Origin of the sequence: Tenacibaculum caenipelagi (assembly GCF_004363005.1) — a bacterium.
GTDB classification, from domain to species: domain Bacteria; phylum Bacteroidota; class Bacteroidia; order Flavobacteriales; family Flavobacteriaceae; genus Polaribacter; species Polaribacter caenipelagi.
Genome location: NZ_SNYH01000005.1, coordinates 372,636 through 397,785 on the forward strand (window position 1 = coordinate 372,636; position 25,150 = coordinate 397,785).

Annotated in this window: 24 protein-coding genes and 2 tRNA genes; 1 reads left to right on the plus strand and 25 read right to left on the minus strand. The window is 30.7% G+C overall.

What is annotated here, in order from left to right; all coding sequences use genetic code 11:
- Positions 1 to 10: 10 nt before the first annotated feature.
- Positions 11 to 1,837, plus strand: a complete 1,827-nt coding sequence (locus DFQ07_RS12750) for a LysM peptidoglycan-binding domain-containing protein (RefSeq protein ID WP_133537450.1) — start codon at positions 11 to 13, stop codon at positions 1,835 to 1,837.
- Between the two features lie 51 nt (positions 1,838 to 1,888).
- On the opposite strand, the gene rfbB is transcribed toward DFQ07_RS12750, so the two are convergent.
- The 25 genes from rfbB to DFQ07_RS12875 all read right to left on the minus strand — a co-directional run.
- Positions 1,889 to 2,935, minus strand: a complete 1,047-nt coding sequence (gene rfbB, locus DFQ07_RS12755) for a dTDP-glucose 4,6-dehydratase (protein ID WP_133537452.1) — start codon at positions 2,933 to 2,935, stop codon at positions 1,889 to 1,891.
- Between the two features lie 32 nt (positions 2,936 to 2,967).
- On the minus strand, positions 2,968 to 3,522 hold the full coding sequence (gene rfbC / locus DFQ07_RS12760; RefSeq protein ID WP_133537454.1) for a dTDP-4-dehydrorhamnose 3,5-epimerase: 555 nt from the start codon (positions 3,520 to 3,522) through the stop codon (positions 2,968 to 2,970).
- 2 nt (positions 3,523 to 3,524) lie between these two features.
- Positions 3,525 to 4,400 (minus strand): glucose-1-phosphate thymidylyltransferase RfbA, encoded by an 876-nt coding sequence (gene rfbA / locus DFQ07_RS12765; protein ID WP_133537456.1) that lies wholly within the window; start codon positions 4,398 to 4,400, stop codon positions 3,525 to 3,527.
- Between the two features lie 72 nt (positions 4,401 to 4,472).
- Positions 4,473 to 5,483: a UDP-glucose 4-epimerase GalE gene (gene galE / locus DFQ07_RS12770; protein ID WP_133537458.1), complete on the minus strand. Its 1,011-nt coding sequence runs from the start codon at positions 5,481 to 5,483 to the stop codon at positions 4,473 to 4,475.
- A complete protein-coding gene (locus tag DFQ07_RS12775; protein WP_133537460.1) occupies positions 5,480 to 6,448 on the minus strand; it encodes an MraY family glycosyltransferase in 969 nt (322 codons plus the stop codon). Before DFQ07_RS12775 ends, galE begins: the two co-directional genes overlap by 4 nt.
- Positions 6,445 to 7,641 (minus strand): glycosyltransferase family 4 protein, encoded by a 1,197-nt coding sequence (locus DFQ07_RS12780; RefSeq protein ID WP_133537462.1) that lies wholly within the window; start codon positions 7,639 to 7,641, stop codon positions 6,445 to 6,447. Before DFQ07_RS12780 ends, DFQ07_RS12775 begins: the two co-directional genes overlap by 4 nt.
- A gap of 9 nt (positions 7,642 to 7,650) precedes the next feature.
- The gene (locus DFQ07_RS12785) at positions 7,651 to 8,523 is read right to left on the minus strand and encodes an SDR family oxidoreductase (RefSeq protein WP_133537464.1); all 873 of its coding nucleotides are present in this window, start codon (positions 8,521 to 8,523) and stop codon (positions 7,651 to 7,653) included.
- A complete protein-coding gene (gene wecB, locus DFQ07_RS12790; RefSeq protein ID WP_317126700.1) occupies positions 8,511 to 9,623 on the minus strand; it encodes a non-hydrolyzing UDP-N-acetylglucosamine 2-epimerase in 1,113 nt (370 codons plus the stop codon). Before wecB ends, DFQ07_RS12785 begins: the two co-directional genes overlap by 13 nt.
- A 21-nt stretch (positions 9,624 to 9,644) precedes the next feature.
- Complete coding sequence (locus DFQ07_RS12795; RefSeq protein WP_133537468.1) at positions 9,645 to 10,061, minus strand: WxcM-like domain-containing protein; 417 nt, start codon at positions 10,059 to 10,061, stop codon at positions 9,645 to 9,647.
- A gap of 10 nt (positions 10,062 to 10,071) precedes the next feature.
- Positions 10,072 to 11,079: a polysaccharide biosynthesis protein gene (locus DFQ07_RS12800; RefSeq protein ID WP_133537470.1), complete on the minus strand. Its 1,008-nt coding sequence runs from the start codon at positions 11,077 to 11,079 to the stop codon at positions 10,072 to 10,074.
- A gap of 5 nt (positions 11,080 to 11,084) precedes the next feature.
- Positions 11,085 to 12,230: a glycosyltransferase gene (locus DFQ07_RS12805; RefSeq protein WP_133537472.1), complete on the minus strand. Its 1,146-nt coding sequence runs from the start codon at positions 12,228 to 12,230 to the stop codon at positions 11,085 to 11,087.
- A gap of 3 nt (positions 12,231 to 12,233) precedes the next feature.
- Entirely contained in the window at positions 12,234 to 13,502 is a 1,269-nt protein-coding gene (locus DFQ07_RS12810; protein ID WP_133537474.1) for a hypothetical protein, read from the minus strand.
- Positions 13,503 to 13,506: 4 nt separating this feature from the next.
- Positions 13,507 to 14,460, minus strand: coding sequence for a glycosyltransferase (locus DFQ07_RS12815; RefSeq protein WP_133537476.1), 954 nt, complete (start codon positions 14,458 to 14,460; stop codon positions 13,507 to 13,509).
- A 3-nt stretch (positions 14,461 to 14,463) separates the two neighbouring features.
- Entirely contained in the window at positions 14,464 to 15,681 is a 1,218-nt protein-coding gene (locus tag DFQ07_RS12820) for an oligosaccharide flippase family protein (protein ID WP_133537478.1), read from the minus strand.
- Positions 15,674 to 16,129 (minus strand): acyltransferase, encoded by a 456-nt coding sequence (locus DFQ07_RS12825; protein ID WP_133537479.1) that lies wholly within the window; start codon positions 16,127 to 16,129, stop codon positions 15,674 to 15,676. Before DFQ07_RS12825 ends, DFQ07_RS12820 begins: the two co-directional genes overlap by 8 nt.
- 74 nt (positions 16,130 to 16,203) lie before the next feature.
- Positions 16,204 to 17,214, minus strand: coding sequence for an NAD-dependent epimerase (locus tag DFQ07_RS12830; protein ID WP_133537481.1), 1,011 nt, complete (start codon positions 17,212 to 17,214; stop codon positions 16,204 to 16,206).
- Complete coding sequence (locus DFQ07_RS12835; RefSeq protein WP_133537483.1) at positions 17,214 to 18,539, minus strand: UDP-glucose dehydrogenase family protein; 1,326 nt, start codon at positions 18,537 to 18,539, stop codon at positions 17,214 to 17,216. Before DFQ07_RS12835 ends, DFQ07_RS12830 begins: the two co-directional genes overlap by 1 nt.
- 16 nt (positions 18,540 to 18,555) lie before the next feature.
- Positions 18,556 to 18,975, minus strand: a complete 420-nt coding sequence (locus DFQ07_RS12840; RefSeq protein WP_133537485.1) for an adenylyltransferase/cytidyltransferase family protein — start codon at positions 18,973 to 18,975, stop codon at positions 18,556 to 18,558.
- Between the two features lie 28 nt (positions 18,976 to 19,003).
- On the minus strand, positions 19,004 to 19,945 hold the full coding sequence (locus tag DFQ07_RS12845; protein ID WP_133537487.1) for a Gfo/Idh/MocA family oxidoreductase: 942 nt from the start codon (positions 19,943 to 19,945) through the stop codon (positions 19,004 to 19,006).
- A complete protein-coding gene (locus tag DFQ07_RS12850) occupies positions 19,945 to 21,225 on the minus strand; it encodes a nucleotide sugar dehydrogenase (protein ID WP_133537489.1) in 1,281 nt (426 codons plus the stop codon). Before DFQ07_RS12850 ends, DFQ07_RS12845 begins: the two co-directional genes overlap by 1 nt.
- Before the next feature lie 102 nt (positions 21,226 to 21,327).
- Positions 21,328 to 21,405: transfer RNA gene (locus DFQ07_RS12855), tRNA-Val, on the minus strand.
- Between the two features lie 28 nt (positions 21,406 to 21,433).
- A tRNA-Val gene (locus tag DFQ07_RS12860) sits at positions 21,434 to 21,508 on the minus strand.
- 69 nt (positions 21,509 to 21,577) lie between these two features.
- Positions 21,578 to 22,786: a bifunctional folylpolyglutamate synthase/dihydrofolate synthase gene (locus DFQ07_RS12865; RefSeq protein ID WP_133537491.1), complete on the minus strand. Its 1,209-nt coding sequence runs from the start codon at positions 22,784 to 22,786 to the stop codon at positions 21,578 to 21,580.
- 34 nt (positions 22,787 to 22,820) lie between these two features.
- Positions 22,821 to 23,831, minus strand: a complete 1,011-nt coding sequence (locus tag DFQ07_RS12870; RefSeq protein WP_133537492.1) for an NAD-dependent epimerase — start codon at positions 23,829 to 23,831, stop codon at positions 22,821 to 22,823.
- Positions 23,831 to 25,150: UDP-glucose dehydrogenase family protein (locus DFQ07_RS12875; protein WP_166627790.1), on the minus strand; the 1,320-nt coding region annotated here is incomplete at its 5' end. The genes DFQ07_RS12875 and DFQ07_RS12870, both read right to left, overlap by 1 nt.

Genomic DNA, 25,150 nt, shown 5'->3' on the forward strand with positions numbered 1-25,150 from the left:
AAAAGAGTAGATGAAGAAATTACAATTTTTACTATTAGCTTGTTTTTTAACTATTGCCGTTTCTTGCGGTCAACAAAAGCGTTTTATAACTTATAAAGTCCAAAAAGGTGAAACAATGCGAGACATTGCAGATCGTTTGGATATGAAAACAAAAGATTTATTACGTTTAAATCCTGATGTAGGAAGAAGACCCGAAGCCAATACGGTAATTGTAATTCCAAATGTTAAAAAGAGTACTTCTTCATCTACTTCTTCAATTGAAGAAGAAGTTGTAAATAACAATACTACCGACAAAAATTCTACTCCAGACAATACAAATGAAGTAGACGATACGGTATTTCAACAAACTATTGTTGAGTATGAGACTCATGAGGTAAAAAAAGGCGAAACGGTATATCGTATCACCAAACAATATGATATTACTAAAGACGACTTAATTAAATACAACCCTGAGTATACTAACATTCAAAGTAACAATTTAAGTATAGGTCAAATATTAAAAGTTAAGGCTATTAAAAAGACCATAACCATTGATAAAGACGAGGTCTTAAAAAAGTTTTTAACACACACGGTTAAGAGTAAAGAAACCATGTATAGCTTAACCCGTTTTTACAATGTTTCAAAAAAGGATTTAGTTCGTTTAAATCCAGAGTATCCAGATTTAGTTGACAATAAGTTGTCGATAGGTCAATTATTAAAAATTAAGCCTATTGAAGATGTGAACAAAACTGAAAATTATGCTTTTTACAAAGATAGTATTCAAGAAAACTCTTCAATAAACCTTGCTATTTTACTACCATTTAAAGCTACTGAGTATAGTGATAAATCTAGTAAAAATATCTTTGAAGGAAATCAACTTGCCAATATGGTAACCGATTTTTATATGGGAGCAGAAATCGCTATTGATTCTATAAAAAAACAGGGAGTAAATGTAGCTGTTAACATTTTTGATACTGGAAACAGAGGGGAAAATATTACTACTATCATAGAAAACAACAACCTAGAAAATGTTGATGTGGTTATTGGACCTTTTTACTCAGACAAAGCTGAAGTTGTAGCTAAGGGTGTAGATGCACCTGTCATCTTTCCTCATTATTCAAACAAACAGAATAAATTTTCATCTTCTAGATTGGTTAAAACTTCTCCTGAAAAAAGTAGATATATAGAATATTTAGCTTCTTACCTAAAAGATAGCTATAAAGACCAAGAAATTTTCATTGTAAGTGATGATGAAAGTAGTACAAAAAATAATGTTACTAAAATAGTTTCTGAATTGAGAAAACATGACAGTATTAGTGACATACACATTTTAAAACCTGAAGAGGGTTATATTAAAAGAGAACGTTTTACTAAAAAAATGTCTTCTAAAAGACATAACTGGGTAATATTTGCTTCTAACGATAATGTGGTAGTTGCTGATGCTTTAAATAGCATGATTAGTTTACCTGACGAAATTAAAGTTCAAGTATTTACTACTGATAAAGGTAGTGCCTATGATAAGATTGACAACAACAAGCTAGCTAGTATCAACTTTACTTATGTTTCAAACACCTATTCTGATGAAGAGGCTATTGAAACCAAAACTTTTAATGAAAAATTCTTACAAAAGAACAATACAGTTCCTTCAGATTATGCTATTAAAGGTTTTGATATTACATACGATATTTTAATGCGTTTAGCTTCTGGTGATAACCTTACAAATACCTTTAAAAAAGGAGTCTCTTTGCGTGTAGAAAACAAATTTGATTATCGTAAAAAAATGTTTGGAAGTACTGGTAATGAAGGTTTGTTTATTGTGAAATACAATAAAGACTTAAGCTTAAGCAGACTGAGATAACCTCAAACATATTAATAAAAGAGCCAAAACTGCATAGTTTTGGCTCTTTTATTACTCATACATTTGCTGATAATATTTCTGGTATTCACCACTCGTTACATTGTTAACCCAATCTTTATTTTCAAAATACCACTGAACTGTTTTTTCTATTCCTTCTTCAAATTGTAAAGAAGGCTCCCAACCCAATTCATTTTTAAGTTTTGATGAATCTATTGCATAGCGATAGTCATGCCCCGCCCTATCGGTTACATATGTTATTAGCTTCTCTGAAGCTCCTTCTTTTCTTCCCAAGAGTTTGTCTACCGTTTTTATAAGTACCTTGATTAAATCAATATTCTTCCATTCATTAAAGCCTCCAATATTATAAGTATCACCAACTGTTCCTTTATGAAAAATAACATCAATCGCTCTAGCATGATCGTTTACAAACAACCAATCTCTAACATTTTCACCTTTCCCATAGACTGGTAAAGATTTGTTATTACAAATATTATTGATGAATAACGGAATTAATTTCTCAGGAAATTGATGTGACCCATAATTGTTTGAACAGTTAGAAATTATAACAGGTAACCCATAGGTATTATGATACGCTCTTACAAAATGATCTGATGAAGCTTTGGATGCTGAATACGGTGATTTTGGATTGTAAGAAGTACTTTCTGTGAAAAAACCATCATCTCCTAAACTTCCATACACCTCATCTGTAGAAATATGGTAGAACAGCTTTCCTTCTAAATTATCTTTCCAACTATTTTTAGCCGCTTCTAATAAATTCAACGTTCCATAAACATTAGTTTTAACAAACAATAAAGGATCTGTAATAGAACGATCTACATGCGATTCAGCAGCTAAATGAATAACTCCATTAATTGTATAAGTCGAAAACAATTCTTTTATTAAGTCTTCATCACAAATATCCCCTTTAATAAAGGTATAATTTGGTTGACCTTCAATATCTTTTAAGTTCTCTAGATTCCCTGCATAAGTTAATGCATCTAAATTTAAAATATGGTAATCAGGATAGTTATTCACAAACAGACGAACAACGTGTGAACCAATAAAACCTGCTCCACCAGTAATTAAAATATGCTTCATAAAAGTTTACACTTATAAACCTTTCAAAGTTACTAATAAATAAATGGAGTTTCTAACTCTTTAAAGGTTGATAGTAGCTTATCTTTTGAAGAAAGTATTACATCTTTTGGAGTAATTTTCCAATCGATATTTAAAGTAGTATCATTCCATATAATCCCTGAATCGTATTCAGGAGCATACCAATTATCTACCTTGTACGCAAAAATAGCTTCTTCGGATAAAGTTACAAATCCGTGTGCAAAACCTCTTGGTATAAATAATTGCTTTTTATTTTCTTCTGATAATTCTACCGCTATATGTTTCCCATAAGTAGGTGAGTTTTTTCGAACATCTACCACTACATCTAATACTTTTCCTTGAATACAACGAACTAGTTTCGCTTGAGCAAAAGGTGCTTGTTGAAAATGCAAGCCTCGTAAAACACCATAAGTCGATTTCGACTCATTATCTTGAACAAAGTTTATGTGTCCTATATTTTCTTCAAATTCTTTTTGATTGAAAGACTCAAAAAAATATCCTCTTTGATCTCCAAAAACTTTCGGTTCAATAATTACAACTTCAGGAATGGCTGTTTTCGTAAAAATCATTACTATTCTTTTACTAAGTTTAATAAGTATTGTCCGTAACTATTTTTCTGCAAAGGTTCCGCCAGTTTTCTAACTTGTTCTTTATTAATATACCCCATGTATAAGGCTATTTCTTCAATACAAGCCACCTTTAATCCTTGACGCTTTTCAATCGTTTCAATAAACTGACTTGCTTCTAATAAAGAATCATGTGTTCCCGTATCTAACCACGCAAAACCACGCCCCATTAATTCAACCTTTAACTGTTCGTTTTCTAAATAATATTGATTTACCGAAGTGATTTCTAACTCTCCTCTTTGCGAAGGCTTTACATTTTTAGCTACTTGAATTACATCATTCGGATAAAAATACAAACCAACCACCGCATAATTAGATTTTGGATTCTCTGGTTTTTCTATAATAGATATTGCATTTCCATTATTATCAAAATCTACCACTCCATATCGTTGCGGATCTTTTACATTATATCCAAAAACTGTTGCTTTGTTATTCTTTTTTATATTTTGAATTGCAGATTGTAACATTTCGGGCAAACCGTGGCCATAAAAAATATTGTCTCCTAAAATAAGACAAACATTATCATTTCCTATAAATTCTTCACCAATAATGAACGCTTGTGCTAATCCATCTGGTGATGGTTGTTCTACATAACTTAACTGAATTCCCAAGTCACTCCCATTACCTAGTAATTTTTGAAAACTTGGTACATCATCTGGGGTAGAAATAATAAGAATATCACGAATACCAGCCAACATCAATACTGATAATGGGTAATAAATCATCGGTTTATCATATACCGGAAGTAACTGTTTAGATACTCCTTTAGTAATAGGATATAACCTTGTCCCTGACCCGCCTGCTAGTATAATACCTTTCATATAATTTATTTATTATAATGCTAATTTATATAAAAAATAAAGCTCAGGAAAACCTGAGTTTTGAATTCTAAATTATTTCTGTTTTTGTTGCCATTTCCAAGCTGAAAGCAAAGCTTCTTCAAGTGTTTCTTGAGGTTCCCATCTTAATACTTCATTGGCTTTTGTAGTGTCTGCATAAGCTGCTGTAATGTCCCCATCCCTTCTATCGGTTATTTTATAATTTAACGATTGCTGAGTAACTTTCTCAAAGGATTTAATAATTTCCATTACAGAGCTTCCTTTTCCAGTTCCTACATTGAAAAACTCAAAATTTTCTTCGTTCTGCTTGTTCAATAATCGCTGTAATGCTTTTACATGGGCTTTTGCTAAATCGACTACATGAATATAATCACGAATTGCAGTACCATCTGGAGTTGAATAATCATCTCCAAAAACGGATAATTCTTCTCGAATACCAGCAGCTGTTTGCGTGATAAATGGAATCAAATTTTGAGGAACTCCTAACGGCAATTCTCCTATTTTTACAGATTTATGAGCCCCTACAGGGTTGAAATATCTCAAGGCTATGGCATTCATATTATACGCCTTACAACTATCTCTTATAATTTCTTCTCCTATCTGTTTGGTGTTCCCATAAGGCGACTCTGCTGGTTTAATAGGTGCCTCTTCTGTAATTGGTAACTCATCTGCTTGCCCATATACCGTGCAAGAAGAACTAAAAATAAAATAATCTATATTTCGACTTTTTATTTCTTGTAACAGATACACTAAGGCATTTATATTATTTTCGTAATAATCTAAAGGCTTCAGAACACTCTCTCCTACCGCCTTAAAAGCTGCGAAGTGTATAACTCCTTCAATTACATTTTCATTGAAAAAGTTGTGCACTGCTTTTTTTTCTCGTAAATCTAATTGATGAAAATCCGGTTTAATATTCGTAATTTCAGTAATTTGATCTAAAACTTCAATTTTCGAATTTGACACATCGTCGATAATCACCACATCAAAACCTGAATTTTGTAGTTCTACCACTACATGTGAACCGATAAAACCTAAGCCTCCTGTTACTAGTATTCTTTTCATTTAATTAAAAATTTCTTTTTCTTTTCTATACTTTTAAATGTAATATAATAAGAAAATGCCAATACTACTGAAATTATTATAATTATAAAACATTGATATAAAAGTTTTAAATCATATGTATAATACACAATACTATTAATTACCATTTGTATTAACACATAAATTGTTGAAACCTTTAAATGAGATAAGTTTAGAGTATGTACCATTTTTTGATAGATATGAAGCCTATGAGCCTGGATTAAACTTTCTCCTATCGACTTTCTATATATCATAGTTAATATTGTATCTGCTCCATATACAGCTACTAGAAGGATAATTACTGGAGCCTTTAGTTCTTTTATAAAATAAACCCCAATAAAAAATAGTAACACTGCTATAGATATACTTCCAATATCACCAGCAAACATTCTTGCTTTTTTTCGAAAATTATAGAGTCCAAAAACAACTAGAGAAATTAAACTATAGACAATTAAGTTATTATCAACTATGTTTTCTCTAATATTTATAAATAAAATTCCTAATAAGCTTGCGATACTATACAGTCCTGTTATTCCGTTAATTCCATCCATGAAATTATATATGTTAATAAACCCTACTCCAACAATTAACAATGGAATTAAAACTAGAAAATCATTTGGAGAATACCCTATTTGATACAGACATAAAGCTATTGCTAAAAATTGAAAAGGTAATCTAAAGCTAGAACTTAGTGTAATTATATCATCTACAAAACTTACAATAGCAATTAATGAAACTCCCAATACAAAGTATGGATACTGAAATCTTGAGCTAACAAAAAAAATAAGTATTACTAAAAAAAATAAAATTCCCCCACCTCGAATTGTTGGTGAAGTGTGAGAGCTTCTGTGATTTGGTTTATCTATAATATTTAATTTATCTGCTAACTTTAAATAAACAATAGATACTAAAGTTAACACTATAAAAATTAAAATATAATCTATCATAAGCTTTTAATAAAGGAATCAACAATTTTATTTTTAGAAAAATGTCTTTGATAATACTCAAAAGAATTTTGTCCCATAGACTCTATTTTTTCGACAGATAAGTTTTCACACTTCACTACATTCTCTGCTAACGTTTGATAATCTCCAGCATTAGCAACAAAACCAGAACCTGATTCTTTTATAATATCATTCCCTGCCCCATTAAGCATCGATAAAATTGGTTTTTTTGATGCCATATAACTCTGTACCTTACTTGGCACTGTTAAAGAAAAAATGTATTCATCTTTTAATGATACTAACATAACATCTGCCAGTTTAAAAAATAGAGGCATTTGTTCCATTGGAAATCTTCCCAAAACCTTAACTGTATCTGATAATTTTTTATCTTTAATATTATTCTTCAACCAATTTCCTTTTCTCCCATCACCTACAAAAACCCATTTAATATTTTTGTTGTTTTTTGTTAATTCAGCTGCTTTTAATACAGCTTCTAAATCTTGTGCTTCACCTAAATTTCCAGCAAACATAACAACAAATCCTTCTGGAATTGAATATTGTTTTCTATTTATTTTTAAGTTTTTCTTACTCTCAAAAATATCTTCTGCCCAATTTGGCATATAATAAATCTTCCCTTCATCTACTCCTTTATCTATTAATGACTCTTTAAATCCATTATTTGATATAAATATTTTATTTGATCTTTTATAGATATACTTAACTAATCTAGTTAATAATTTTTGTATTCGATTAGATTTAATGCTACTTGCTGCAACTACACTTTCTGGCCATAAATCTTGAACCCAAATGGAAAGCTCCTTTTTGTTTTTTTTACAATAAACAATAGCTGGAATTACTGCTGTTATAGGTGAAAAATTAACAGCAAAAACTTTATCATACTTTTTTTTATGAAAGAAAGAAAAAATACTACCCGTAACAATAAATGATAAATAGTTTAAAAATAACATAAGACTATTTTTACCTCTAGGGATAATTGGAACTCGGAGGATATTTATCCCTTTATAAATTTCTTTAGACCACCTAAATCCATATCCTTCAACAAATTTACCTTTTGGATAATTAGGATTTCCTGTTAAAACGGTTACATCATAGCCTCTTTCTACCAAACTTATAGCTAAATCATTTATTCTAAATTCTTCTGGCCAAAAATATTGTGTTACAATTAATATCCTCATATGAAAAAATTACAATAATTGATAGTGTTTATAAAGTTTATTATATTTTTCCATCCAATTTTTCATTTCTGCAATCATTTCAGTATAACTGGGGACACTATAATCAAAATCGGACCTTGTGTTGATTAGACTTTTATCTACTTTGTAATCTGAATTAGGAATAATATTAATACTTTTATTTTTAAATAAAGTATTAAATTCTTGAAGCAATTTATACTTATCAATTTTTTTATTATTAGTAAGATGATATATACCTGTTAAATCTTGGTTTAATACTTTTCCAATAGCTTTTGCCAATTCTATTGTAGTAACACCAGACCAATAAGCTTCAGTAAAACCACTTATGTCTTTTTTTTGATTCATAAACCAATGAAATAATCCTATTCCTTTTTCTTTTAACTCTGGTCCTATTATAGATGTTCTAAATGTTAAGTCTTTTAAGTTTATAACTTCTCCAATAGCTTTTGATTGTGCGTAAAATCCAATCCCATTTTTAAAATCATCTTCCTTATAATTTCCTTCTTTTCCTGAAAAAACACAATCTGTACTTATGTGTATAAGTTTAAAGTTATAAACGTTACCAAATTTAGCTAATAAATGAGGAAAATAACCATTAAACCATACTGCTAATTCAGGGTTATCTTCTGCTGTCTTATTTAAAAGTCCTACACAATTAACCACAACATCAAACTCATGTTGTTTAAAAACTTTTTCTAAATTAACAACATCAGAAATATCTAGGTTAATTAATTTTTCTTCTGGGACTATATTTCTTGCTATACCCCAAACATCATATTTTTGAGTTTCTTCAAGATGTAATTTAACAACATGTCCTGCCATTCCATTACAACCAATTACTAATACTTTTTTTATTTGTTCCATATTACCTTATTAACAATTGGGGTGTAACTCTGTATGACTTTTATTACTCGTTCTGAAGTGTTTTTTACATCATATTCCCAAGGTAAATCAGTCTCTTCACTAACCTTTAATCCTTTTGTGATTTCTATTGCATTTAGTATCTCATTTTGACTAATACCTCCTAAAACTATAGTTCCTGCATCAATAGCCTCTGGTCTTTCTGTACTAGTTCGAATGCTTACAGCTGGAAACCTCATCATTCCAGATTCTTCACTAATTGTTCCACTATCTGATAATACAACATAAGCATTTTTTTGAAGTTTTACGTAATCAAAGAATCCTAACGGAGGGATATTTGTAATCAATGGATGAAATTTAACTCCATTCTTTTCTATGCGATTTTTTGTTCTAGGGTGAGTAGAAAAAATAATTGGGATTTGATATTTTTCAGCAACAGTATTCAAAGACTCTACTAAAATTTCAAAATGATTACTTAAATCAATATTTTCTTCCCTATGTGCACTTACTACAAAATAATTGTCTTTTGTAAGACCTAATCTTTCTACAACATCACTAGATGTTATCTTATTTTCATATTTATTTAATACTTCTCTTAATGGAGATCCTGTCACAAAAACATGATCTTTTCTATAACCTTCACTCAACAAATACCTCCTGCTATGTTCTGTATATGTTAGGTTAATATCTGAAATATGATCAGATATTTTTCTATTTATCTCTTCAGGAACATTTTGGTCAAAGCATCTATTTCCTGCTTCCATATGAAAAATAGGAATTTTCAACCTTTTTGCAGCAATAGTACTTAATACACTATTTGTATCACCTAAAACTAGTAAAGCATCAGGTTTTTCTTTTTCAAGAACTTCATAAGATTTAGATATAACGTTTCCTATGGTTTCTCCTAAATGATCACCTGCCACATTAAGAAAGAAATCTGGTTTTCTAAGATTTAAATCTTCAAAAAATATTTCATTGAGTTCATAATCATAGTTTTGCCCAGTATGAATTAGAATGTGGTTAAAATACTGATCGCATTTTTTTATACATTCTGCCAACCTAATAATTTCAGGCCTTGTACCTAAAATTGTTGCTACTTTCATTTTTTTCATGGTTATATCTTTCTAATCTTTAAAATAATTTGAATCATACTTATAATTATCTTCTATTTCATTAAGGAAATAATCAGACATTACTAGTAACTTTGAATTTTCTTCCATTGCTTGAATACTACTAATAAATCCTGAGGGGATATATAAAACATCTAACTGTTTATCCGATATTTCAAAGACTTCCCTCTTCAAATTGGTTGAAGGTAATTCCCAATCATCTATACGAATTAATTCTATTCTAAAACTTCCTGTTACTACTGTAAACCATCTTTGCTCTATTTTATGTCCTTGCCATCTTCTAATAAAAGATGTGTTTACATTTTGAATTGTATAAATTCTTTTAATTTCTGTTGCTTTAAATAAATTATTGAAGTTTAATTCTCCTCTTCCATCTTTAAAACTACTTCCTGAAATAATTTTAGGATTCATTTATAATAATTTATAGATTTAATTCTTCTTGAACTAATGGTAAATTTTTCAATAAGTTTTTCATCTCCTCTACATTACATTGTTCTGTATTGTGAGAATGATAATCTTCTACTAATGAAACATCTTCCTCTCCTTCAGAAAAATATCTAGCGTAATTTAAATCTCTATTATCTGCAGGTACTCTATAAAAATCCCCCATATCTTCTGCTTTGGCCATTTCTTCACGGGTACATAAAGTTTCATAAAGTTTTTCTCCATGTCTAGTTCCAATAATCTTAACCTCATTCGTAGCATTAAACATTTCTCTCAATGCTTGTGCAAGATCTCCTATAGTCCCTGCTGGCGCTTTATTAACAAAAAGATCTCCTGGATTACCATTTTCAAAAGCAAAAAGAACTAACTCTACTGCCTCCTCTAAAGACATTAAAAAGCGAGTCATTTTAGGATCTGTTATTGTTAAAGTTTCATTATTCTTAATTTGATTAATAAACAAAGGTATAACCGAACCTCTTGATGCCATTACATTTCCATAACGTGTTAAACATACTACTGTATCCTCTAAATTTCTGGCTTCTGCTATGGCAACCTTTTCCATCATTGCTTTGGAAATCCCCATAGCATTAATTGGATAGGCTGCTTTGTCTGTAGATAAACAAATTACTTTTTTAACTCCATTGGAAGCTGCAGCTCTTATCACATTTTGAGTGCCTTCTACATTTGTTTTTACTGCCTCCATAGGGAAAAATTCACATGAAGGAACTTGTTTTAACGCTGCTGCATGAAAAACGTAATCTACGCCACGAGTTGCCAACTCTAACGAATGTAAATTTCTTACATCCCCTATGTAATATTTTATTTTATCATTTTTGTAGAAATTACGCATATCATCTTGTTTCTTTTCATCTCTAGAAAAGATGCGTATTTCTTTAAAATGATCTGTATGTAAAAAACGGTTGAGCACAGCGGTTCCAAAAGAACCCGTACCTCCTGTAATCAATAGTGTTTTCTGTTGAAACATTGTTTTTATTTTTTATCATTAATATTGAGACATAATTCTAAAAGATTTATTGCTCTATTTTTAGACGTAGGAAAATCTTTTACTCGTACAATTCCATTATCTATCATCCTTTTTTTTATTTCTGGATTATTAATCACTTTTTTTATTTTTTTTACTATGTCTTTTGAATCTAAAGGATCAAAATAACATGCTGCATCCCTACATATATCTCTAGCAAAAGATAAATCGGAAGTTAGAATCGGTTTTTTCATAACCATTGCCTCTGGGTATGTTGCAGTAAAAGTTTCAAGTAATGTCGGTAAAAATAAAAAATCAGTATTTTGATATAATTGTATGCATTGCTCTACTTTAACAGTACCTAAATTAACGACATATTTTTTATTCAAATTCTTAATAATCTTATTATAATCATCTTCTGGAATTGTTAAAAAAAATTTAAAATGCTCAATTTCTGTTTTTAACAATTCTATAACTTCATTAATTATTTGAATATTCTTATGAGGATAATTTGCTGATAATAAAAGAAATCTTATTTCATCTACATGCTTTCTTTCATCTAATAATAATTGGTGTCTTTTACCAAATAATCTTACCTGATCGTAAATTGAACTGTAGGTATTACTTATAACTGTAACCTCTTCCTGTTTTAAATTTAAAATTTTAATTAATCTTTTCTTAGCATCCTCTGTTTCTATAAATATGTGATCACTGTCTCTCTTAAGATAAAACAATTTATACTTTGATAAGAGTTTTCTTTTTAATTGATCGAATGGTTTAAGCTTTTTGTAAGCTATGGTTTCAGGATAATAACACCACCCATCTGCAAAACCACAAACATGACTAACTTTTGGTTTCCAATATGAAGGTCCAAAAATAGTCAATACAATATCTGCTTTAAATTCTTCTACAGCTTTATTTAAAATTTTTATAACTCTATTTCTTGTTATTAACTTTGCAGGAGTCTTTTTTACTATCTCAATACTAAAATTGTTTGGAAGTTTTGCACTCTCTATTTGGTTATAAAAAGGAACAGAACATAATATCAAAAAAGAATACTCCAAATTTAACAAAGACAATTCATTTACAACTGAATATGCTACTTGTAATGCCCCTCCTTTATTTAAAGTAGTTGTATTTATTACCACTCTCATTTCTTATGCTTTTTTTATCTTTTTAAAAACTAAATAAATTGGTATTACATAACCACACATTTTAAATATAATTATTGGAGAGTATGCAAACCACCTAGGGAAACTAACCAAAACTAATATACTAAAAAGTAAAACCCAATTTTTAGTTGAACTCACGAACATATGAATAATTTTAGCTATTAAATACCCAGAAAATACTACTCCTAAATATGAAAACCAAACATAAAAATATACAGGAAATAGCCCTCCTCCTCCAGCAGTATAAGATTCCTTCTTGTAACCAGCTAAATTTGTCAAATCACTGTAATCATATCCAGGAATAAAAATTGATATTACAAACCCTATAAAAGACTCTAACCTGTCGTCAAAAGAAATTATTCCGGAAGTTACAAACCCCATCAATCTAGATGACGACTGGGCTACATCCCCTTGATTAGAGACCAAACGTTTATTAGAATTTGTTTCTACAAGATGATTATATAAATCTGAAAATGAAACCTCTCCATTTAAAAGTAAATCTGGATTTGATCTTATAAAAGAAAAAACAGACATAAATAAAAAACCCAGAACTAATGTAATGTAAACTTTCTTTTTTTTAATTATGTCCTCAAAAAATAGAATATAAACCAATAGTAACAACATTATAGAAGTAATCCTTCCTCCATAAATTAAGTCTTTGATAACCATATAAGAAACAAATACAGCAATCATTATTTTTTTTATTAATTTATTATCAAAAAACAAACTTGAAATAATAAAAAAAATCAATGAATATTCAAAAAGAGGAGATCTATTTTCTTCTATAGATCCATAAGCACTTCCTCCTAACATATTCTCACCTGTTAAGCCCATTATTCCTAGTAAAAATGCAAGTGTTAAAAAAAAATAAAAAAACTTATCAGAACTTATGTGTTTTAACCTTTTTTTGGGGTAAACATAATTCGTTACTTTGTCTGTAAACCCCAATACAGACACTAAAAACACACTAAAAATGACTAACGTTTTATTTAAATAAAATGAATTATTAAAAGATGAGTGAAAAGAAACTTCATAGTCTAAAAAAAAATGATAATAATATGGAATTATGTATGTAGATGTAAAAATGAACAATATAAAAACAGGTATTACCTTTCTATAGTTGTAAATTAAACGAACGTTTAAAAACAATAAAAAACATACTAAGATTTTTGATTCTAATATCAAGTCTTCTACTAATAGTAATATTAGTGCCAAAATTACAGGATATAATATCTTTTCTATTAAAGTTATCATAATACTAATAGATTATTTTTTTTAACAATCTTAATTTATTTTTTATTGATACTTTTGGTGAAATAAAAGCGAAAAAGTATTCTTTTGTATTTACTTTTTGACTGGAGTTTAACATTAAAGATATGTTTAATTCCTTAAGAATTTTATTCGAATTAACACTTTTATTTTTTCGATACTCATTTAAAAGTTCATTTACATTATAATCAAAAAATGCTTCTTTAATTTTTATCTTTATTTTTTGTTTCAATAAAACATCATTAAATATCCTCTCTCTTATTATGTTTGCATTTTCCTGCTGGGATACGGAATATTTTGATGTTATTTGATTACTACTAACTCTATATAATAATAATTTTTCTTTTAAATTAAATAATTTACCATATTTTATTAATTCTCTAATCAGATTATAATCTTGGCTATACCTAAGTGTTTCATCATATTGCAAATTATTCTCTGTTAAAACCTTTTTTCTAATCATTAAAGTTGGATGAGCCATTGGATTGCCTACTATTAATTTTGAACATATCCTCTCAAAACTAATAGGAACTTTCATTACACCAATATTTTTATCAAATTCATTAATCATTATTGATCTTGTTCCACACGCAACATAGTTTTTGTTTTGATTTAAAAAATCTATTTGTTTTTTAAACCTATTTGGTAAAGATATATCATCAGCATCCATCCTTGCTATATATTCCCCTTTAACTAATAATAATGCTTTATTTAATGACTTCGTTAAACCTATGTTTGTATTATTTTCTAATATTTTAATTCTCTTATCAATTGATTTAAATTTATTCAATAATTTCGCGTTTTCTAACCTCTTAGGATTATCGTTTACAATAATAAATTCAAAACTAGTAAATGTTTGATTTAATATAGAAAATATAGCTTTTTCAATCCATTCTATAGGCTCAGCATAAACTGACATAACAACTGAAACTTTTATACCCATTCTTTATTCTTTTGTAGTAAACATTTTCATCACTAAACTTATCATCGCCAAAATAGAAGATCCTACTAAAAACATCCCTAAATAAAATACCTCAAGCTTAAAAAACCTAACTACTATATAACCTAATAATATTACACAGAAATTAATTCCTAAAATTTTTAAAATCTCTTTTTGCCTTCCCTCTATAATCAAAACTCTTGTGGAAACTAAATTTAAAACAGATGGTAGTATCATTAAACAAATTAAATAATATAAAATCAGCTCATCTCCTACAAAAACTCTTTTCAATAAATATAGTTGTATGTAAGGTGAAGCGAAATACATAACAAAGTAAGCTAACAAGCTTATTAATAAAAAAGCAACGAAAAACTTTTTTATTAATAACATAAAATTATTCACAACTCTTCTTTGTTCTGATAAATAGGGATATACTGCATTCATTGCAGGTTCTATAGCACTATAAAAAACTGAATATGTTTTTTGCGATAATGCAAAAATTCCTGTCATCGAATTCCCATAATTAATAGATATAAAATATGTAGTTATTGGATTTATTAAATTATTTAAAAAAGTATATGAATAAATATTAAATGAGCTTAATAATCTTTTTTTTTCATACCTAATAGTTAATAGTTCATAATTAAAATCAAATTTTCTAGAAAGAAAAAAAATGATTATACTATTTAGTATAGTTGCCGCAACTGTGAAAACAACATACAGTAATAAATCACTTTCATTTTTAACAAACAATACTATTAAAATACCGAAAATAAGTTTTGTTAAAATTTGTACAAAAGAAACAAATCTCAATTTTTGAATAGCTAAAAAATAAAAAGACAATGAAAAAACCTCAAACAAAATTCCCAATGAAAATATTAAAGAAATTAAAAAGTATCCTTCATATTTTAAGTTTACTATTATTAAAAATAAACTTATTGCAATAATTGAAAAAATAATTTTATATGAAAAGACTTCTGATAAAATTTCATGAAACTTGATTTTATCTCCCTTATTAAGAGAAATATCTTTAATAGCATCTGTGTTAAATCCAAAATTCCCAAAGGAGATAAAAAAGGTGAAAAAAGATAATAATACTGAATACTCTCCAAAAAGCTCTAAACCAATTCTCGATATTACAATTGGCAATACTATTAAAGGTATTAAAAAATCTAATCCTTTAACAATTGTCAAAAGGCCTATGTTTTCAAATAATTTACGCATTGACTTTTTTTGCTGGTATTCCTACATATATACCTGATTCTAAAATATCCTTTGAAACCACTGCTCCTGCTCCAATTATTACATTATCGCATATTGACACGTTAGGAAGCACCACTGCATTTACTCCTATTTGAACATTATTCCCAATAGAGATTTCACTCCCTACATGTTCTAATTTTCCTTCTCTATTTTTATGGTTAGTGAAATTCAACTTAAGAGAAATTATTTTAGCTCCAGAAGAAATTGCCACATTATCACCTACTTTTACTCTATTTGTTGCATTAATATAAGCATAATCATTTATGGAAAACTTACTTCCAAAACTCAATTTATGAGGATGTATTATTGAAAAAGGCCCATGAATCTCAGCTTTTTTATATTCATTAGGATAAAGAAGCTTAAACCTTAGTCGATGAAATTTTAAAATAATTTTTTCAACAAAAAACATATTGTACTTATTTTCTTAAATGATTCAAAAAACATTTTTAGTCTTTTACATCATATTATAGGGAGCCCCTTATTTTAGTTATAATATTCTTGATACCACTGTACAAAACGACGCACTCCATCAGCTACTTTTACCTTTGGCTTATACTCATAATCCTTGATTAAGCCTTCTACATTCGCCCAGGTTCTTTGTACATCTCCCATCTGCATGGGTAACATTTCTTTGGTCGCTTCTTTACCTAAATTCATTTCCATGTGAGTGATAAAGTCTAACAATTTTACAGAATCGTTATTTCCTATATTATAGATTTTATACAGCTCTCTATTTTCAACTGGTTTTTCTATCACTCTTTTTATTCCTTCTACAATATCATCTATATACGTAAAGTCACGTTCCATATCTCCTTTGTTAAACACTTTAATTGGACGGTCGTTTGAAATGGCATCAGCAAATAAAATTGGTGCCATATCAGGTCTACCCCATGGTCCATATACTGTAAAAAATCGTAATCCTGTTGTTGGAATCTTATACAAATGACTATACGTATGCGCCATGAGTTCATTGCTTTTCTTAGTTGCTGCATATAAACTCACGGGATTATCTACATTATCTTTTTCTGAAAAAGGCACTTTTTTATTAGCTCCGTATACACTCGAACTACTTGCATACACCAAGTGTTTAATTTCATGATGTCTACAACACTCCAAAATATTCAGAAAACCAACAATGTTGCTTTGAATATATACATCAGGGTTTTCGATACTGTAACGAACGCCTGCTTGTGCTGCAAGGTTGCAAACAACATCAAAATTTTCAGTAGTAAAAAGTTGAAATAGTTCTTCTTTATCTTCTAAGTTCAACCTGATAAACTTAAAATTTTCATTGATATCACTAATTATTTCTTGATGAAAAACCTCAGCTTTGTTTCTATCAATACCTAACTCCTTTAATCGAGCATATTTTAAATTGACATCGTAGTAATCGTTAATGTTATCAACTCCAACAACTGTATGCCCTAGTGCTAATAACTTATCACTTAAATGAAATCCGATAAAACCTGCTGCACCTGTAACTAAAAGCTTCATTAGTTCTTACCTATTTGATAGTATTCAAATCCTCTTTCTTCTAAACCGTAGCTATTGTATTGATTTCTTCCATCGAAAATAACAGGAATTTTCAGTTGTTTTTCAATTTCAGAAAAATCTGGTGAGCGGAACTCTTTCCATTCTGTCAATAATATCAACGCATCTGCATTTGCCAACACTTCATACTTTGCGTTTTTATAAGCGATATTCTCCATATCTTTTAAATAAAAATGTTCTGCTTCTTCCATCGCTTTCGGATCATAGGCCTGCACTTTTGCACCTCTCTTAGTTAGCTCTTTTACTACATATATTGCTGGAGCTTCACGCATATCATCTGTTCCTGGTTTGAATGCCAATCCCCACAAACCAAAAGTTTTTCCTGTTAAATCTTCTCCAAATCTTTTGATAATTTTCTCTGCAATCACAAACTTCTGACGATTATTAACTTCTTCTACCGATTTAATAAGCTGTGCTTCATAACCGTTTTCTTCTGCAATCTTTTTCAATGCTTTCACGTCTTTTGGAAAACAAGAACCTCCATATCCTGCTCCTGGATAAATAAAACTGTAGCCTATTCTTGAATCTGAACCTATACCCACTCTCACATTATTCACATCAGCTCCTACTCGTTCACAGATATTTGCTATTTCGTTCATAAACGATATTTTAGTTGCTAACATCGCATTTGCGGCATACTTGGTCATTTCTGCCGAACGAACATCCATTGCAATAAATCGATCATTTGACATAGTAAAAGGTATGTATAGCTGTCGCATTTTTTCAAAAGCGTAGTCTGATTCTGCTCCAATTACCACTCTGTCTGGCTTCATAAAATCGTTGATAGCATCTCCTTCTTTTAAAAACTCTGGATTTGAAACTACATCAAACTCTATTGTTACGTTTCTTTTATCTAACTCTGCTTGAATGGTTGCTTTTACTTTATCAGCTGTTCCTATAGGCACGGTAGATTTATCAACCACAATTAATCTGTGGTTCATTTTATGCCCTATCTCTTTAGCTACTGCTAATACATATTGTAAATCTGCAGAACCATCTTCCCCCATTGGAGTTCCAACCGCAATAAAAACAATCTCTGCTTCATCGATAGCTTCTTCCAGCTTCGTAGTAAAGACTAAGTTTTTCTTTTCTACATTTTTCAACACCATTTTTTCTAATCCCGGTTCGTAAATCGGAATAATCCCTTGGTGCAACTTATTTATTTTTTCTTGATCGATATCTACACAGGTAACTTTATTTCCCATTTCTGAAAAACAAGTTCCTGATACCAAGCCTACATATCCTGTTCCAACAACAGTTATATTCATTTTTTTTACTTTTTGCTTATTTTAAACTTTCCTTTTCTACAATTTCTTTTCTTAATCCACTACTAGAAAAACGATGTTCCCTTTTATTGTAAAATAATTCAATCCCTTTCTTTTCACAGTAATCCCTTCCTGTAAATGGTTTATCCGCATATTCTTCTCCCAATATTCTTACATCTACTTTAAAAGAACGTAATACATCTTCTAAATCTTGTTCGGTAGCATACGGTACTATCTCATCCACATACTTACACCCTTTTAATTGAATATAACGCTCCACGACAGACTGAATAGGTTTATTTTTTTCAGGTCTATCAATGGTAGGATCTGTTTGCAAACCACAAATTAAATAATCACATTGATTTTTAGCGTCTTCTAACATCTTAATGTGACCTGCATGTAATAAATCAAAAGCACTGAATGTTATTCCTATTTTCATAATTTCATTGTTGTTAGTTGAAAACATTTTAAATTTTATTTAAAAACAAATGTTTATCTCCTTTATTTACCAACTCAACATTCCTTATATCATGAACAATGTCTATCGATTGTCTTGCTTCTTGCAAACCAAATCCATTTCCTTGTAGAATTTCTTGATAACTTGTGGTGTGCAAATCTGTAAAACCTGAGCTAAATTCAATCTCTTCTCCATTTACGGTAATTGAACGGTAAGTACGTTGTCCTTTTTCTTGAATTACTTTGGGCAAGGTAGTTTCATCAATGGATAAAAACCAACGAACACGCGCTTTTTCAAATTCTAGATAGCCAGACGCTTTGTGTTTCTCTCTTAGGTGCACTTTATTTTCCTGTACATTTCCGAAAATCCAAGACAACATATCAAAAAAGTGTACTCCAATATTGGTTGCGATTCCTCCTGATTTACTCTCATCCCCTTTCCAAGAAATATCATACCAGTTTCCTCGAGAAGTGATATAGGTTAAATCTACTTCATACTTTCCCTGCTTATTCTCCTTTTCTATTTTATTCTTTAAAGCAATAATACTCGGATGTAATCGTAATTGCAGTATCGTATTTATTTTATTTCCTGTTTCTTTCTCAATCGCTTCTAAAGCATCTACATTCCACGGATTTAACACCAAAGGTTTTTCACAAATAGCATCTGCTCCTCTACGTAATGCCATGCGTATATGGGAATCATGTAAATAATTAGGTGTACAAATACTCACATAATCTAATTGAAGGTTTTGCTGACGCTTTAATTTTTCAATATGACGATCGAAACGCTCAAATTCTACAAAAAAATCTGCCTTTGGGAAATAACTATCCATAATACCTACACTATCATTTTTATCTAATGCAGCAATTAATAGATTATTAGTATCCTTAATAGCTTTTAAATGACGTGGAGCGATATACCCCGCTGCTCCTATGAGTGCAAAATTTTTCACTATAAACTTTTATCTACTAGTTCTTTTGATAATACCCCTTTAACATCATACACCACAGATTCCTTCTTCTTTAAAGAAATAATATCTAACTTTTTATATTCATCATGTGCTACCGTTAATACAATGGCATCATACTTCTCTGTTGGTAATTCTTTTGTTGCTTCTAATCCATATTCTTTTTGAACCTCACTAACATTCGCCCAAGGGTCATAAATTGTCACATTAGCTCCAAATTCTTTTAATGAACGTACTACATCCGCTACTTTAGTATTACGAACATCTGGGCAGTTTTCTTTAAACGTAATTCCCAACACTAAAACATCCGCGTTTTTTATTTTAATATCACGGCTTATCATTAATTTGATAACTTGAGAAGCTACATATTCCCCCATACCATCATTCATCCTTCTTCCTGCTAAAATAATCCCTGGGTGATATCCTAATTCTTCTGCTCGCTGCACTAAATAATATGGATCTACCCCTATACAATGTCCTCCAACTAATCCTGGTTTGAACGGTAAAAAATTCCATTTGGTTCCTGCAGCTTCTAAGACTTCTTGAGTATTGATATTCATAAACCCAAAAATCTTCGCTAATTCATTCATAAAAGCAATATTAATATCTCGCTGTGAGTTTTCAATTACTTTCGAAGCTTCTGCTACTTTTATACTAGAAACTAAATGAGTCCCGGCTATAACAACTGAGCTATATAGCTCATCAACAAACTTTGCTACTTCAGGAGTTGAACCAGAAGTTACTTTTAAAATATTTTCAATAGTGTTCTTTTTATCTCCTGGATTAATTCGTTCTGGAGAATACCCAGCAAAAAAGTCTTTATTAAATTCTAAACCAGAAATTTCCCCCAACACAGGAACACATACTTCTTCAGTCACTCCAGGATACACCGTTGATTCATATATAACAACATCACCTTTCTTCAGAACTTCACCTACAGTTTCACTAGCATTAATTAACGGAGTTAGAACCGCTCTATTGTTTTTATCTACCGGTGTAGGAACAGTGACTATAAAAATATTACAATTTCTAATATCGCTTTTTTCCGATGTACAAAACAACCCTTTAACTTCTGCATTCTTACTTCGTAAAACAGACAACAACTCTTCTTCACCTACTTCCTTAGTTACATCAACACCTTCATTTAGTTCTTTTACCCTTGCTTTATTAATATCAAATCCGACTACAGAATATTTTGTAGCAAACAACCTCGCCAACGGCAACCCAACATACCCCAATCCGATTATTGCTATTTTCTTATCCAATAGTAGTCTTTTAAATATTTTTCAAGTCCACAAAACTACAAAAAATAGCATGAACAAAAGATTATAAAACAAAAAAGTCTCACCATTAAATGATGAGACTTTTGGTGGGCGCGAAGGGATTCGAACCCCTGACCCCTTGGGTGTAAACCAAGTGCTCTGAACCAACTGAGCTACGCGCCCTTTAGCAATTAAACTTTTGTAAGAGTTGTGGGCGCGAAGGGATTCGAACCCCTGACCCCTTGGGTGTAAACCAAGTGCTCTGAACCAACTGAGCTACGCGCCCTTACTTGTTAATTGCGGATGCAAATATATAACAGTTTTAGAGATTGACAATAATTTTTTTCATTTTTTTCTATAAAATTTCTGCCACAACAAATGTGCTTCCACCTATATAAATCACATCTTCATTGGATGCATTTACTTTTGATTTTTCAAAAGCTTGATTTACAGAACTAAACACCTCTCCTACTAAATCAAACCTACTAGCTTCTTCTTTTAATTCGTCTGCAGATAATCCGCGAGGAATATCTGGTTTACAGAAATAATAAATGGCATTTTGGGGAAACATTGGTAAAATCTCATTCAAATTCTTATCTGAAACGACTCCTAAAACAATATGTAATTGCTTATAATTTTCTTTTTTTAATTGTTTCAATGTATAAAACAACCCTTCTTTATTATGTGCTGTATCACAAATCACTTTTGGATATTCCTGCAACACCTGCCAACGCCCTTTTAAGTTGGTGTTTTTTACCACATTCAACAATCCGTTTTTAATATTTCCTTCTGTAATTGTAAATTCTTTTAATTGCTGAATAGCTGTTACTGCCGTTGTTACATTATGTTTTTGGTATTCTCCTAATAAATCAGTTGTATAATTTTGTTTTGTATCTGAAGCAAAAACAATAGAAGCATTGTATTCTTCTGCTCTAGCGATAAAAACACCTTCCGTTTCTTTTTGACGCTCGCCTATAACAACTGGCACATTCCTTTTAATTATCCCTGCCTTTTCAAAAGCTATTTCTGGTAAGGTCTCCCCTAAAAATTGTGTGTGATCTAATCCAATATTGGTAATTACCGAAACTTCAGGTGTAATAATATTCGTAGAATCTAACCTCCCTCCTAAACCGACTTCAACAACTGCAATGTTTACTTCTTGGTTAGCAAATTCTTCAAACGCCATTCCAACCGTCATTTCGAAAAAAGACAAGCCTTGTTTTTCTAAAAAAAACTTATTCTTATCGATAAACTCTACTACTGAATCCCTTGAAATTTCTTTGCCATTGATTCGGATTCGTTCTGTGAAGTTTTTTAAATGAGGTGAAGTATACAACCCGACCTTGTAACCTGCTTCTTGTAATATAGAAGCTATCATGTGACTAGTAGACCCCTTTCCGTTAGTTCCTCCAACATGAATGGTCTTGAACTTTTTTTGCGGATTACCCAACTCTTCACATAGGGCAATGATATTGGTTAAATCTTTTTTAAATGCTATTTGCCCTTGACGTTGGTACATTGGCAACTGAGCAAACATCCAATCTAGTACTTCTTGGTAAGTCATTAAACAATTATATTATAATTGAAACCTTTATAAACTAACTATGATATTCTTGATACCATTTTACAAAACGACGCACTCCATCAGCTACTTTAACCTTTGGCTTATACTCATAATCCTTGATTAAGTCTTCTACATTCGCCCAGGTTCTTTGTACATCTCCCATCTGCATCGGTAACATTTCTTTGGTAGCTTCTTTTCTTAAACTCGTTTCCATCTGTGTAATAAAATCCAACAGTTTTACAGAATCGTTGTTTCCTATGTTATAGATTTTATACAGCTCTCTATTTTCAACCGACTTTTCTATTACTCGCTTTACTCCTTCTACAATATCATCTATATAGGTAAAATCACGTTCCATATCTCCATTGTTAAATACTTTGATTGGACGATCATTTGATATAGCATCAGCAAATAATATCGGTGCCATGTCTGGTCTTCCCCATGGTCCGTAAACGGTAAAAAATCGTAATCCTGTTGTTGGAATCTTATACAAATGACTGTAGGTATGCGCCATGAGTTCGTTACTCTTTTTCGTTGCTGCGTACAAACTCACAGGATTATCTACACTATCTTCTTCGGAAAAAGGTACTTTTTTATTGGCTCCGTACACACTTGAACTACTCGCATACACCAAATGTTTAATCTGATGATGTCTGCAACATTCTAAAATATTCAGAAAACCAACAATGTTACTTTGAATATACGCATCAGGATTTTCGATGCTATAACGAACCCCTGCTTGTGCAGCAAGGTTACAAATCACTTCAAATTTTTCAGTAGTAAACAATTGAAGCAGTTCTTCTTTATCCTCTAAGTTCAACCTGATAAACTTGAAGTTTTCATTCATCGAACTAATCGTTTCTTTATAAAACACCTCAGCATTCTCTCTACCAATCCCCAACTCTTTTAATCGAGCGTATTTTAAATTTATATCGTAATAATCGTTGATATTATCAATTCCGACAACTGTGTGTCCTAACGCTAACAATTTTTCACTTAGATGAAATCCGATGAAACCCGCTGCTCCTGTAACTAAAACCTTCATTAATTCTTACCTATTTGATAATATTCAAAGCCTCGTTCCTCTAAACTATAACTATTGTACTGATTTCTTCCATCAAAAATAATAGGAGTTTTTAGTTGTTTTTCAATTTCTGAAAAATCTGGAGAACGGAATTCTTTCCATTCTGTCAATAATATCAATGCATCAGCATCCCCTAATACTTCGTATTTTGCATTTTTATAAGATATGTTTTCTACATCTTTTAAATAAAAATGCTCTGCTTCTTCCATCGCTTTCGGGTCATACGCTTGCACTTTTGCACCTCTCTTAGTTAGCTCTTTTACTACATAAATTGCTGGAGCCTCACGCATATCATCTGTTCCTGGTTTGAATGCCAATCCCCACAAACCAAAAGTTTTTCCTGTTAAATCTTCTCCAAATCTTTTGATAATTTTCTCTGCAATCACAAACTTCTGACGGTTGTTAACTTCTTCTACTGATTTAATAAGCTGTGCTTCATAACCATTTTCTTCTGCAATCTTTTTCAATGCTTTCACGTCTTTTGGAAAACAAGACCCTCCATATCCTGCTCCTGGATAAATAAAACTGTAGCCTATTCTTGAATCTGAACCTATACCCACTCTCACATTATTCACATCAGCTCCTACTCGTTCACAGATATTTGCTATTTCGTTCATAAACGATATTTTAGTTGCCAACATCGCATTTGCGGCATACTTGGTCATTTCTGCCGAACGAACATCCATTGCAATAAATCGATCATTTGACATAGTAAAAGGTATGTATAGCTGTCGCATTTTTTCAAAAGCGTAGTCTGATTCTGCTCCAATTACCACTCTGTCTGGCTTCATAAAATCGTTGATAGCATCTCCTTCTTTTAAAAACTCTGGATTTGAAACTACATCAAACTCTATTGTTACGTTTCTTTTATCTAACTCTGCTTGAATGGTTGCTTTTACTTTATCAGCTGTTCCTATAGGCACGGTAGATTTATCAACCACAATTAATCTGTGGTTCATTTTATGCCCTATCTCTTTAGCTACTGCTAATACATATTGTAAATCTGCAGAACCATCTTCCCCCATTGGAGTTCCAACCGCAATAAAAACAATCTCTGCTTCATCGATAGCTTCTTCCAGCTTCGTAGTAAAGACTAAGTTTTTCTTTTCTACATTTTTCAACACCATTTTTTCTAATCCCGGTTCGTAAATCGGAATAATCCCTTGGTGCAACTTATTTATTTTTTCTTGATCGATATCTACACAGGTAACTTTATTTCCCATTTCTGAAAAACAAGTTCCTGATACCAAGCCTACATATCCTGTTCCAACAACAGTTAA